Genomic DNA, 11,686 nt, shown 5'->3' with positions numbered 1-11,686 from the left:
GGTTCCCGAGACCGCCCGGGAGGAGGTCGACCTGTCCCACCTGGTCGTCACCGAGATAGAGCGGCGGTCGGAACGGCGTGCCGACACGGACATGAGCGGTCCTGGTAGAGCGGGTGGAGTCTGCGACACGGCGAGCAGCAGGGCGGGTGGCAGGAGCGCCAACGGCACCGCGAACGCGGCGATCCCGGGCGGCCGGCCAGGCCCGCCGGGTGTTCGTCCTGCGGTGGTTCCGGCCAGGTCTCCCGCACGACTCGTCGTCAGACCGAGCACGACGAGCACGACGGTCGCCGCGAGCAGCACGCCGGACCCGGCGAACCGCGTCACCAGCGCCTTCACCTCCGGCAGGCCGGGCCGCTCCAGCCACGCCACCTGGCCGCGCTGGCCGAACGCCGTCCACGCCACCGGCAGGACGGCGAGCAGGGCGGCCGCGGTGGCGCCGGCCCAGCGCGCCGCCACGCCCCTGCCCCCACCTCGCCCGACGGCGACGAGCACCGTGACCGCGTGCGCCGCCAGGGCCAGGACGGCGAACAGGTTGAGCAGGCACGCCACCGCGACCGCCGCGCCGTACCGCACCCAGCTCCGCCGCCGCGACGGATCGCACAGCGCTGTGGCGAGCAGGCGCGTGGCCTCCACCACGGCCGCCGCGACCAGCGCGTACGGCCTGCCCTCCTGGGCGTGGTAGACGACGACCGGGGCGGCGGCGTACGCGAGGCCCGCGTACAGGCCGGCCGGGGCCGAGACCAGCCGTCGCCCGACGGCCGCGAGACCGGCCGCCGCGGCAGCCGTGGCCAGGACGGACGGAATCCGGATGAGCACCTCCGCGGGGACGGCGTCCCCCACGAGCCGGATCAGCGGGTGGAGCAGCAGGTAGTAGCAGCCGTGGACGGCGTCGACGTTCCCCAGCGTGCGCCACAGGTCCGGCAGCGCCCGCCCCGCCACGGCGTACGTCGTGGCCTCGTCCTGCCACATCGAGCCGCGCCGGACGCCCCACAGACCGCCCAGCAGCGCGGCCAGGGCCGGGACGATCAGTACGGCCCGGTCGCCGATCCTCACATGTCCTCCGCCTGCTCCGCCCGGGTACGTCCCGGTTCGATGCCCCGGCGGGGAACGGGAGGGTGAACGCGCCCTAAGGTGACCGGAACAAGGGAAGAACTCGCAGGGGGAGCACCGATGGCGGAACCGATCGTCCGTCCCGCCGCCGACGCCGACATGCCCGGTCTTCGCGCCGTCGCGAACCACTTCGGCCTTCTGGGCATGTGGCCGGAGCAGCCGGACTTCGTGGACGCCGAGCGCGCGTTCGGCGAGGTGCTCGTCGGCGAGGTGGACGGCGAGATCGTGGGTTACGGCGGCACGCTGCGCCGGGGAACGGTCACGCATCTCGGAGACCTGTTCGTCCTGCCGGACCACCAGTCGTCGATGGTGGGCCGCACGATCCTGTCCCGCCTGCTGCCGGGCGACGCACCCAAGGTCACCTTCGCATCGAGCGACAAGAGGGCGCTCGCGCTGTACGTCAGGAACGGGATGCGCCCGCGCTGCCCGCTGTTCTACCTGAAGCGGGGGCCGCTCGGCGACCGGTCCGTACGGCGGGAGAGCGGTCAGGAGGCGCCGGGGGAGGCGGACGTCCACGCGGCCGCGGCCATGGACGCCCACGTCTCCGGCGGCGACCGGACCTCGACACTCACCTGGTATGCCGGGCTGCCGGGCGTGACCCTGCACGTCGGCGGCTCGGGCTACGCGTTCGTGCGGACGGCCGGAGACAAGGTCGTCATCGGACCGGCCGGGGGCGCGACCCCGCAGGACTGCGCCGACATCGTGCTGGAGGCGGCGAACGCCCATCCCGGCGCCGGGCCGGTGCACGTGGCGGTGCCCGGCGCGCATCCGCTGCTCGCTCTGCTGCTGGACGCGGGCTGGCGCATCGGTGACATGGACACGCTGCTGACCAGCGAGGACTTCATGCGGCTCGACTGCTACGCGCCACACCCGGACCTCGGCTAGGGAGTGTGACCTTAGGACGTGTGCCCTCGTCCCCGGCCAGGGGGACACCGGGGACGAGGGCAGCGCGGCTTCGCCGCGTCCGGCGAGTGCCGGCCGGCGCGGCACGGGCCTTGCGGCCCGGGCCGTCACAGCCTGCGCAGGTAGTGGGCGGAGGCCCATCCGGGAATGCCGTCGGCGGTGTCCACGGCGACCCAGCCGTGGGTGGCGTCGCAGCCTCCGGGGATCCTCCCGTCGGCCGGCCGCAGCCTGCCGACGGGGGCGTGGTGGATGCCGGCACCCTCGCGGACGTTGAGGAAGCTGCCCTTGTGCACGTGCCGGAGGCGGTAGGCGCACGAGATCGAGGGCCGTCCGCTCAGGTCGAGCCGGTGGAGGTAACGGGCGGCGGCGAAGCCCGAGGTCCCACCGGCGGTCTTCACCGCGATCCAGCCGTTGGTGGCGGTGCAGGCGCCGGAGAACCCTCCGTCGGCCGGCCGCAGCTTGGCGACGGGGGCGTGGTGGACGCCGGCGCCCTCGCGGACGTTGAGGAAGCCCCCCTTGTGCACGTGCCGGAGCCGGTAGGCGCACACGAGACCGGGCCCCTGCATGGCCTCGTGCACGACCTGCCCGTAAGGACCCGACGCGGTGGGTTCACCGGGACCCGGCGGCCGGACCGCGGCCTGCGCGGGGTGGGCTGCGACGAGCCACCCCGTGGCGGCCAGCGCCGCCAGCGCGGGAACGATGCTCTTCGCCACTGTCACGATCTCTCCCTTCGGTCGGCATCGCCCACGCCCGGCCGGGGGGACCCGGGGCCAGTGATGCTCACCCGAAGTTCTGATCTGATTACCGAGCGTTTACACCTCGGTTGAATTCCCGCCTGGATTTTTTACCCGACACACCGGGGAGAAGGGGATGAGTCACCCGCTGTGCGCGCCGTGGAAGGGCGTCGTCACCCCCTCGTACGCCAGGTGCAGCATCATCCCCAGGTCGGCGTGGCTGAGGTTGTGACAGTGGTTCATCCACAGCCCCGGGTTGCCGGCGCGGAAGGCCACCTCCCACACCTCGCCGGGCCGTACGTCGAAGGTGTCGAGCCACAGAGGGCTGCCGGTGACGGAGCGGCCGTCCCGCGAGAGCACGAGCACCCGATGGCCGTGGAGGTGCCAGGGATGGGTATCCCGGCCGCGGTTGACCACGGTGAGCCGGACCAGGTCGCCCTCCCTGACCACCTCCGTGGGGATGTCGGGGAAGGCATGGCCGTTCACCGTGTGCGCGTACATGGGCCGCCCGTTCGGCAGCGCGAACCCCCTGTCCAGGACGAGCGTGAAGTCCCGGTCGAAGCGACTACCGGACGTGTACGGCGTGGGGGCCGGGGCGCGTACCGGGTGAGGTCGAGTTCCGGCCAGTCCGCCGTCGGGCTGTCGGCGGCGGGAACGGCGCCGGTGTCCTCGCCCGCACCGGGCGGTCCGCTCGGCGGGGTGAGGCGTACGGAGTCGGTGCGGTCGTCGATGCGCAGGAGCACGGGGCCCGACGGCATCGTGAACGCGAGGTCGTACCGGCCGCCCGCGGCGAGTCGCAGACCTGCACGGGCGAGCGTGCCCGGCCCGTTCAGGTCCGTCCCGTCCACCGCCACCAGCCGGTAGGGCGTGCCCGCCAGCGTGAACCGGTGCGGCGTGTTGTCGGTGTTGATCAGGCGCAGCCTCACGGGCGTGCCGGGCGCGGCCTGCCGGACCAGGGGCTGGTCGCGGTCGCCCGTCACCGTCGCGCCGCCGAGGGTGTGCACGGGCAGCGTGAGGTCCAGCCCGGTGGCCGCGGTTCCCTTCGGCGTGACGACGAGCGTGCCGTAGAGCCCCATCCGGACGCCGAGGTCGGACACCTCGTGGGTGTGATACCAGTACGTGCCCGCCTGGGCGGCGACGAAGCGGTAGACGAACTCCCCGCCGGGCGGCACGGCCTCCTGGGTGAGGCCGGGCACGCCGTCCTCGCCCGAGGGCACGTCGTAGCCGTGCCAGTGCAGCGTCACCCCGGAGGTGATGTCCGCGTTGCGCAGCCGCACCTCGACGAGGTCGCCCTGGTCGGCGGTGAGCGGCGGTCCGGGGACCTGGCCGTTGAAGGTCCACGCCGGCACCTTCCGTCCCGAGGACAGCGTGACGGTCGCCGTACGGGCCGTGAGCTCGAACCGGCGTACGGCGCCGCCCGGTGGAGGCACGGCCGGGCCGCGCAGGTCGGTCACCGCGCGGGTCGTCCCCGCCGTGACGGAGGCGGATCCCCCCGAGGCGGAGTGGTCGTGGGAGGCGGAGCCCATGGCACCCATGGCGGCGGCGCCTCCGGGGGCGGAGCCCTCCGCCGTGGTCTCCTCCGACAGCGGAACGAACGCGAGCGTGGCGCCGAGCACGGCGGCCACGGCGGTCGCCGCCGTCGCCGTCCGCAGCCCGGGGACGTGCGTGCTCATCGCTCTCCAGGTCCCCAGGACGGCCCCCGCGGCGACGGCCAGGAGGAGGAGCGCGGTGCCCGGATCCGCCGGGTATCCGATCAGGAAGGTCTGCACGATCCCGGCCGCCGCGGCGTACCCGGCGCCGAGCAGCGGGACCACGACCGCCGGCGCTCTGACGGCGTCCCCGCGAAGCCGCGTCCGCTCGCCGGGCGGCGCGGAGCAGGCGCGGCCCGGCGAGCGCGGTGGCGACGGCGCCCGCCACGACGAGAAGCGGCAGGGCGAGGGTGATCTTCTCCTGCACGAACCACCAGCCGGCCCCCGCCAGGGCGAGGACGGACCAGACCCGGACCAGCGACGCGACCAGGGCCACCGCGAACAGGGCCCCGGCCGTCCTCGTACGGCGGGCCGCGGCGGCCACGCCCGCGCTCACCCACGCCGCCACGGTCAGGACCGAGACGAGCAGGTCGAGCGCCATGAGCCGGTCGGTCGTCATGAGGCGCGAACCGGACGGCCCTCCGCGGCGGTCCCCGACGAGGCGGGCTTGGCCCACGCGAGCTGCCGCGCGTTGCGGAACACCATGCCGCAGACGCCCATCACCGCCATGCCGTTGAGGGCGTGCAGGCCGAGGATCGCCAGGGAGAGGGGGGTGGTGTTGCCGGTGCTGTCGTCGAACAGGCCGCCGAGCGCGACGATCAGCGCCTGCACGATGACCAGCCCGACGGGCAGGACGGTCAGCCCGATCTGGCGTCCCGGCGCCCTGGCGGCCGCCGCGGCGGCGGTGGCGACCAGCGACAACACCGGGATGACCATCATGCCGTTCATGCTGTGCAGGGCGAACGAGGAGTCGTCCTGGGGCTTGTCGAACGCGCCGACGGCCGCGAGATACATCTGCACCACGGCGGCGGCGAGCAGCAGTCCCGCTGAAACGGCGTAGACCTTGCGCACGCTCTTGCTCCCTTCGGTCAGCGGATTGCGGGTCACGGGGATCCTGTCCCACGTGGCCGGCCGCGTCGTCCCTCGTCGAGAGACACGTCGGCTACCGCTGGGGGAGTACGCGGGCGTGCGCGCCGTGCGTCCCCTGGCGGTGTCTCGATGGTGCCGCCGGGGGCCGCCGGAGTCGTCGCACGTGAGGAGGCTCTCGGGCCTACCGCCACGGGATCAGCGCCGTACGCCGCTACGACCGGAGGAGTACGGCCGCCGCGGCGACGGCACGCGCGGGGCGGAGCGTGGGATGGCGTTCATGAGGGAAACGGCGCCGCCAGGCCCCGGGCCAGGGCGTGCGCCATCTCGGCGCGCGCGCGGCGCGAGACGGCGGCGTCCGGAGCGACGTGGTCGAACACGTGGAACGTCCCGGTGGTCTGGTGGAGCTCTACCGAGACATTCGCCTGGAGTAGGCGGACGGCGTAGTCGACGGCCTCGTCGCGGAGGGGGTCGTACTCGGCGGTGAGGACGTAGGCGGGCGGGAGGCCGGTCAGGTCGTCGGCGCGAGACGGGGCGGCGTACGGCGAGACCGGCCGGCCGGGAGATAGAGCGGCCACATCTGGGCGGCGGCGCGCGAGTCGAAGGCGGGCGCGCCGGTGAACCGGGTCGCCGACCAGGTCAGCAGACGGTCGTCCAGCGCGGGGCACAGCAGGAGCTGGAACGCGATGGCGGGGCCGCCGCGGTCGCGGGCCAGCAGCGCGAGCCCGGCCGCCAGCCCGCCCCCGGCGCTGCCGCCCCCCACGGCCACGCGCGCGGGGTCGACGCCCAGCGACGCGGCGTTCGCCGACGTCCATTCCAGCACGGTGTAGCCGTCATCGAGGCCGGCGGGGAAGGGGTGCTCGGGCGCGAGCCGGTAGTCGACGGAGATGACGACGCAGCGGGCCCTGCGGGCGAGGTCGAGCGCGCGTCGGTGCTCGCTGTCGAGACTGCCCATCACAAAGCCGCCGCCGTGGAAGTCCAGGAGGACGGGCGCCGGCTCGGCCGCCGTCGTCGGCCGGTAGATCCGGACCGGAACGCCGTCCGCGTGGTGGTCGGTGATTTGGACGTCGCCGGCGGGCGGAAGGGCGGCGACCGTCGCGCTCGCCACGGCGTACGCGGCCGTCCGCGCCGCGATGGGATCGGTGAAATCGGTGCGTGACAGCCCGGCTGCGACGACGGCCAGTTCGGGGTCGAGGCGATAGTCCATGTGAGGTCCTGTCCGAGAGATCAGCGGGTGGTCGTGCGGGTGAGGATGCCGGTGAGGACGGCCAGGGCCAGGACGGCCGTGCCGGTGACCGCGGTGGCGTGCGCGTAGTGGGGGAAGCCGACGCCGGCGGTTCCCGGAGCGCCGCCCAGCACGGCGGCGAACAGGCCGCCTATCAACGTCACCCCGCAGGCGTTGGCGACCTGAGTGGCGGTGAGCAGGATCCCGCCGGCCGCGCCGGCGTCGCCGGGAGCGACCTGGGCGAGAACGACGCCGATCAGCGGTGCGGCCACCAGTCCTTCCCCGACGCCCGACAGGGCCAGCGCGGGCACCAGCCACGCCACCTGCCCGGATTGCGGCACCATGAGGGCGACGACGACCACGCCCGCGAGGCTCAGCGTCATCAGCGCGGCGCCCGTGACGATCCTGCCGGACCGCCTGCCCGCCACGCTGGCAGCGGCGAACCCGATGCCGAGTGGGGCGAACACCAGAGCACCGGCCAGCGGGCTCAGTCCCAGGCCCGCCTGCAGGTGGTAGGCGAGCAGCAGGAAGAAGCCGGCGTTACCCGCGTAGAAGGCCAGCACGGTCAGCAGGCCCGGCACGACTCGTCCGAGCAGCCGGAGTGGCACCAGAGCGTGGACCCGGCCCCGCTCGGCGAACCAGAAGGCGGCCAGCGCGGCCGCGCCCGCGACCGCCGGCACCCATCCCCACGCGGGCCAGCCGAGCGCGGCCGGAAGCAGCAGCCCGGCCAGCGCGGCGGCGAGCAGGACGGCCCCGGCCAGGTCGAGCCGGGTGCGCGGCCCACGGCTCTCGGCGACCGTGCGGCGCGCGACCGCCACCGCCAGCACGCCGACAGGGACGTTGACCAGGAAGACGGACCGCCAGCCGAGACCGAGGAGGTTCCAGGTCAGCAGCCCGCCGCCGACGATCTGGCCCGAGATCGCGGCGAGGCCGACGGTCGCACCGTACATGCCCAGCGCGGTCTTCCGCGCGGGGCCCGCGAAGGACGCCTGAATGATCGACAGCACCTGGGGCAGCATCACGGCCGCGGCGAGGCCCTGGAGCACCCGGGTCCCGATCAGCACAGGAGCCGCGGGGGCCAGCGCGCAGGCCGCGGAGGCGGCGACGAAGGCCGCCACCCCGGCGGTGAACAGGCGGCGGCGGCCGTACAGGTCCCCCAGCCGCCCGCCGGTCACCAGCCCCACCGCGTACGCGAGCGTGTAACCGGCGATCACGAGCTGCGCCTCGCCGAAGGAGGCGTTCAGATCTTCCTGGATCGACGGCACCGCCACCGTGACGATGCTGCCGTCCAGCAGCCCCATGAACGTCGCCAGCAGCACCGAGGCGAGCGCGATCCACTGCCGGGTGCCGACCGCCGCCTCCGTGCGGGTCCCCGGCCTTGTCATCAATGCGACCATGGCGGCTATTTCGCCAGTTCGGCGTGGCCGGTGTCCAAGTCCGGCCTCTTCCTCTGTGAAAAGTCCCACTTATCACAGAGGTAACCTGAGGCGCATGGAGTTGCGCCACATGCGGTACTTCGTCGCCGTCGCGGAGGAACTGCACTACGGGCGGGCCGCGCGGCGCCTGCACGTGGCCCAGCCCGGCCTGAGCCAGCAGATCAAGGCCTTCGAACGCGAGCTGGGCGTGGAGTTGTTCGTCCGCAACCGCCGGGGCGTGGCGCTCACCGGGGCCGGTGCCGCCCTGCTCCCCGCGGCCAGGGACGTCCTCGCCCGCGCCGACGCCGCCGTGGCGCTCGCCCGCGCCTACGGCGGCGGGCAGGCGGGACGGCTGGTCGTCAGCGTCACCCGGTCGGCGCCGCGCGGTGTGGTGACCCCGCTTCTCGACGGCTTCCGCTCCGCCTGCCCTGCCGTGGAGCTCACGGTGACCAGCGGCTTCACCGCGCGGGACGAGGAACGCCTGCGTGAGGGCTCCATCGACCTGGCCTTCGTCCGGCTCCTCGACGACCCTGGGGACGACCTGGCGACCCGTGCGGTCGGTGTCGAGCCCATCGTGGCCGCCGTTCCCAGGGCTCACCCGCTGGCCCGCAGGCGGCGTCTCCGCAGGGCCGACGTGGCCGGTCAGCCGATGGTGTGGTGGCCGCGGGAGCACGGCCCCGCGATGTGGGACCGGATGCTCGACGAGATCTTCGGCACGGGTGTGCGCCCTCCCGTGGCCCACTGGGAGCCCGAGGAGGAACACATGCTGCATGCCGTCGCCCGGGATCGCGGCATCACCTTCATCACTGAGGGCAAGGCCGCCACGCTGCGCGTTCCCGGGGTGGCGGTCAGGCGCTTCGCCGACCCCGTGCCCCTCGTCCCGGTCGACGTCGCCTGGCGCCGCGACAACCCCAACCCCGCGCTGCGCCGGTTTCTCGCCCACCTCGGCCCGGCCCCGAGCGCCGGTGACCGCCTCACTGCGGCCAGTTCGCGATGATCGCCGGGGTGATGGCGTCGGCGTAGCAGTTCAGGGTCGTACGCCGCGGCCGGTCGTACACGCAGACCTTGACGTCCACCCGCGTGATCCGGCCGTCCGACGACAGCCGGATCGGCTTCTTCGAGGCGCAGGTCGTCTTCGGCAGGGCCCACCCGGTGCCGCCGCCGGCGTAGTGGAAGCGGGCCCGGACGTAGGCGCAGTGTCCACTGTGCGTGTCGCGGTCGTACAGCGCGCCCGAGACGACGAACGTCTCTGCGGTGAAGCGGGTGATCCACACGTCGGCCTTGGCGTACCCGTGGTGCCCGCTCCGGGACTGCACCGGTCCCCAGTGGATCAGCGAGGCGGTGGCGGCCCCTGCCGGGACGGCCGGCAGGCTCCCGGCGATCATGAACGCCAGCAGGCCGCCGATGACGAGGTTCTTTCTCATGCCGCCGAACGTAGGCCGGGCGACTTGGAGGGACCTTGTATTCCGCTGGTCGTCAGGGCGTCCCCTTGCGATACGCCTCGTAGAGCGCGTTCAGGTTGTCGGTGTACAGCTCGGTGAAGCCGCAGGAGGCGCAGATCCACGCGCGCACCGTGCCGAAGGCCTCGCCCTGGACGTAGAAGAAGGGCACCTTCTCCGGCAGGGGCTCCTCGACGCGTACCCGAAGGGGCTGCGGCCCGTTCGGGCCCCGGTCGCGCACCTCGACTCCGGCCATGACGGCGCCCGACGAGCACTTGGGGCAGATGTCGTCTCTCACGCGGCTTCCTCCTCCATAGGTACGCCGAGGAGGAGTCTGCTCCCGTCAGATCTCGCGGCGGCCACGAAGCAGGTCTTCGGCCTGCTCGACCACGTCGTCGACCGGGACCTCGGCCACCCACGACTCGTCGTGCGTGCACCGCCCTGCCCGGGGATCGTGCCCGCTGACCCCGCAGACCGGGCACCGCGCGGTCCAGGAGATCAGCGGCCGATGCAGGGTGCGGGTGAGCGGCCCGGCGTTGATGAGGTTGCCGCCCCAGAAGATGCCGACGGTGGGCGTCCCGACCGCCGCGGCGAGATGGCGGGGGCCGGTGTCGTTGGAGATGACCAGGTCGCACCGCTCGTACAGCGCGGCAAGGCCGCCGATGCCGAGCGTGCCGACCGCCGTGACGGCGGGCCGGCGCATCGCCGCCGCGACCTCCTCGACCACCTCCCGCTCCTTCTCGATGCCGGTGATCACGACTGGACGGCCGAGCCGGTCGGCCGCCTCCGCGAAGGCGCGCGCAGGCCAGCGCCGCCGGGGGTCGCTCGCCCCCGGATGCAGCGCGACCAGGCCGCGCGGCGGCTCGCCGTACGCGCGGGCGAGTTCGGCGCGGTCGGCGGCGGTCACGGCGATCCTCGGCTCGTACGCCTCGGCCGTCCCGCCGACCAGCGCGGCGACCTCCAGGTAGCGCAGCGTCTCGTGCTGGTAGTAGACGTACGGCACCCACAGGTCGAGCCGCTCCGCGTCCGGCGTGCACAGACCGGCCGTCACCCGGGCGCCGATCTTCTTGACGAAGGGGTTGGAGTTGCGCCCGCCGCCGTGGATCTGCACGGCGAGGTCGAACCGGTGCTCGCGCAGCTCCTCGAACAGGCTGTCCGGAGCCTTGTGGCCGCTGTCCGCCGACGACACCCCGGAGATCGGCGGCAGGGCGATGACGTCGTCGACCGGTCCCGGCCTGCCGTCCAGGAAGCGGGCGTGCCAGGGGATGCCGAGGAGGGTCAGCCGCGCCTGAGGGTAGGCCCGGCGGAGCGCCTCCAGGGCGGGCATCGCGAGGACCAGGTCGCCCAGGGCGTTGGCCCGCAGCACCGCGATGCGTCGAACGCCCTCGATCAGCGCGCCCATGCCGCCTCGAACACGTAGTCGTAGCACTCGGCCCTGCGGTCGGTGACCGTCGTGGGCAGCTCCAGGTGGTAGGCGCGGCTCGGCAGCAGGCCCGCGCCGCCGTACCTCTCCATGACGCGCAGCTGCGCCACGACGTCCTCACCCGCGTGCTGCGGCGGCACCGACCGCCAGAAGTCGAAGCCGCCGCACTCCAGCAGCCGCTCCCGGTCGTACAGCACGCAGCCGCCGATCCAGGCCACCTTGTACGGCCGCCACTCCCGGTGACCCGGCGAGCCGAGGTGTTTCCGCGCGAGATGCAGCGGGTTGGAGGCGTTGTGCAGGGTGTGGCGCCGCCAGGCCGGCGACTCCCGGCGCACCCGCTCGGGCCGCACGCCGTCCGTCCACTCCTCGTACGGCGCGAGCTCGGCGGGGCGTACGTCGTCGCGGTAGGACAGGCCGTGCAGGGCGTAGCCGACGAAGCCGCAGCGCAGCTCGCCGATCGCGGACAGCAGGACCTCGATCGCCTCCGGCTCCAGCCATACGTCGTCGTCCAGGTAGAGCGCCAGCCGCCGCTCGGCCAGGCCGAGCAGGAACGCGCGTTGCTCGGCCATGCCCTGCGGGGGCAGGTGGCGGTGGACGGCCGCCGGCCTGTCGCGGTGGTCCAGGATCCGCAGCTGCGCCGCCACCAGCGGGTCGCCGGCGACCGGCTCGTGCGACTGGTCCGAGATCACGACGCGGAACCCGGACACGGTCTGCGCCGCGAGGCCCGTCAACGTGACGGCCAGCGCGCCCGGGCGGTCCTTGGTGGGCACGAGCACATCGAGGTCAGACGGGGCGGACATGCGCGCCTGATACCCCTGAGGT

12 protein-coding genes and 1 pseudogene are annotated in these 11,686 nt (G+C 73.8%); 2 read left to right on the top strand and 11 right to left on the bottom strand.

The window, feature by feature from the left end; genetic code table 11:
• A partial coding sequence (locus tag B1L11_RS31640) for a glycosyltransferase family 39 protein (RefSeq protein WP_179155416.1) occupies positions 1 to 1,053 on the bottom strand: 1,053 nt, incomplete at its 3' end.
• Positions 1,054 to 1,170: 117 nt separating this feature from the next.
• Between B1L11_RS31640 and B1L11_RS31635 the strand changes: the two genes are divergently transcribed.
• Complete coding sequence (locus B1L11_RS31635; RefSeq protein ID WP_079319051.1) at positions 1,171 to 1,995, top strand: GNAT family N-acetyltransferase; 825 nt, start codon at positions 1,171 to 1,173, stop codon at positions 1,993 to 1,995.
• Between the two features lie 125 nt (positions 1,996 to 2,120).
• Here B1L11_RS31635 and B1L11_RS31630 read toward each other — a convergent pair whose 3' ends face one another.
• From B1L11_RS31630 to B1L11_RS31610, 6 genes and pseudogenes are all read right to left on the bottom strand, one after another.
• On the bottom strand, positions 2,121 to 2,732 hold the full coding sequence (locus B1L11_RS31630; RefSeq protein WP_143737684.1) for an SH3 domain-containing protein: 612 nt from the start codon (positions 2,730 to 2,732) through the stop codon (positions 2,121 to 2,123).
• A 156-nt stretch (positions 2,733 to 2,888) separates the two neighbouring features.
• A complete protein-coding gene (locus B1L11_RS48840; RefSeq protein WP_218671442.1) occupies positions 2,889 to 3,248 on the bottom strand; it encodes a multicopper oxidase domain-containing protein in 360 nt (119 codons plus the stop codon).
• Positions 3,230 to 4,561, bottom strand: a complete 1,332-nt coding sequence (locus B1L11_RS31625; protein WP_218671441.1) for a multicopper oxidase family protein — start codon at positions 4,559 to 4,561, stop codon at positions 3,230 to 3,232. The genes B1L11_RS48840 and B1L11_RS31625 overlap by 19 nt, the downstream gene beginning before the upstream one ends.
• A 330-nt stretch (positions 4,562 to 4,891) precedes the next feature.
• Positions 4,892 to 5,383: a DUF6220 domain-containing protein gene (locus tag B1L11_RS31620; protein ID WP_179155415.1), complete on the bottom strand. Its 492-nt coding sequence runs from the start codon at positions 5,381 to 5,383 to the stop codon at positions 4,892 to 4,894.
• Between the two features lie 257 nt (positions 5,384 to 5,640).
• A pseudogene (locus B1L11_RS31615) lies at positions 5,641 to 6,569 on the bottom strand (alpha/beta hydrolase).
• A gap of 20 nt (positions 6,570 to 6,589) precedes the next feature.
• On the bottom strand, positions 6,590 to 7,972 hold the full coding sequence (locus tag B1L11_RS31610) for an MFS transporter (protein ID WP_079319049.1): 1,383 nt from the start codon (positions 7,970 to 7,972) through the stop codon (positions 6,590 to 6,592).
• Between the two features lie 106 nt (positions 7,973 to 8,078).
• Between B1L11_RS31610 and B1L11_RS31605 the strand changes: the two genes are divergently transcribed.
• Entirely contained in the window at positions 8,079 to 8,999 is a 921-nt protein-coding gene (locus tag B1L11_RS31605; protein ID WP_179155414.1) for a LysR family transcriptional regulator, read from the top strand.
• On the opposite strand, the gene B1L11_RS31600 is transcribed toward B1L11_RS31605, so the two are convergent.
• From B1L11_RS31600 to B1L11_RS31585, 4 genes are read right to left on the bottom strand one after another with little or no spacing between them, the layout of a single operon-like run.
• A complete protein-coding gene (locus B1L11_RS31600; RefSeq protein WP_079319047.1) occupies positions 8,977 to 9,426 on the bottom strand; it encodes a hypothetical protein in 450 nt (149 codons plus the stop codon). The genes B1L11_RS31605 and B1L11_RS31600 overlap by 23 nt on opposite strands.
• A 52-nt stretch (positions 9,427 to 9,478) precedes the next feature.
• Positions 9,479 to 9,739 carry a hypothetical protein gene (locus tag B1L11_RS31595; protein WP_079319046.1) on the bottom strand — a complete coding sequence of 87 codons (261 nt, stop codon included), beginning with the start codon at positions 9,737 to 9,739 and terminating at the stop codon, positions 9,479 to 9,481.
• A gap of 45 nt (positions 9,740 to 9,784) precedes the next feature.
• Positions 9,785 to 10,843: a glycosyltransferase family 9 protein gene (locus B1L11_RS31590; protein ID WP_079319045.1), complete on the bottom strand. Its 1,059-nt coding sequence runs from the start codon at positions 10,841 to 10,843 to the stop codon at positions 9,785 to 9,787.
• Positions 10,831 to 11,664 carry a glycosyltransferase family 2 protein gene (locus B1L11_RS31585; protein WP_079319044.1) on the bottom strand — a complete coding sequence of 278 codons (834 nt, stop codon included), beginning with the start codon at positions 11,662 to 11,664 and terminating at the stop codon, positions 10,831 to 10,833. Before B1L11_RS31585 ends, B1L11_RS31590 begins: the two co-directional genes overlap by 13 nt.
• Positions 11,665 to 11,686: the final 22 nt, after the last annotated feature.

Source organism: Microbispora sp. GKU 823 (assembly GCF_002027145.1).
GTDB classification, from domain to species: Bacteria; Actinomycetota; Actinomycetes; order Streptosporangiales; family Streptosporangiaceae; genus Microbispora; species Microbispora siamensis.
The sequence above is the reverse complement of the archived record's forward strand: the minus strand, read 5'-3'. Positions and strand labels throughout refer to the sequence as shown.

Excerpts from the sequence above, each read along its gene's own strand:
- B1L11_RS31635 (WP_079319051.1), top strand. The coding sequence starts at position 1,171 with ATGGCGGAACCGATCGTCCGTCCCGCCGCCGACGCCGACATGCCCGGT.
- B1L11_RS48840 (WP_218671442.1), bottom strand. The coding sequence starts at position 3,248 with ATGTACGCGCACACGGTGAACGGCCATGCCTTCCCCGACATCCCCACG.
- B1L11_RS31610 (WP_079319049.1), bottom strand. The coding sequence starts at position 7,972 with ATGACAAGGCCGGGGACCCGCACGGAGGCGGCGGTCGGCACCCGGCAG.
- B1L11_RS31605 (WP_179155414.1), top strand. The coding sequence starts at position 8,079 with ATGGAGTTGCGCCACATGCGGTACTTCGTCGCCGTCGCGGAGGAACTG.
- B1L11_RS31600 (WP_079319047.1), bottom strand. The coding sequence starts at position 9,426 with ATGAGAAAGAACCTCGTCATCGGCGGCCTGCTGGCGTTCATGATCGCC.
- B1L11_RS31590 (WP_079319045.1), bottom strand. The coding sequence starts at position 10,843 with ATGGGCGCGCTGATCGAGGGCGTTCGACGCATCGCGGTGCTGCGGGCC.
- B1L11_RS31585 (WP_079319044.1), bottom strand. The coding sequence starts at position 11,664 with ATGTCCGCCCCGTCTGACCTCGATGTGCTCGTGCCCACCAAGGACCGC.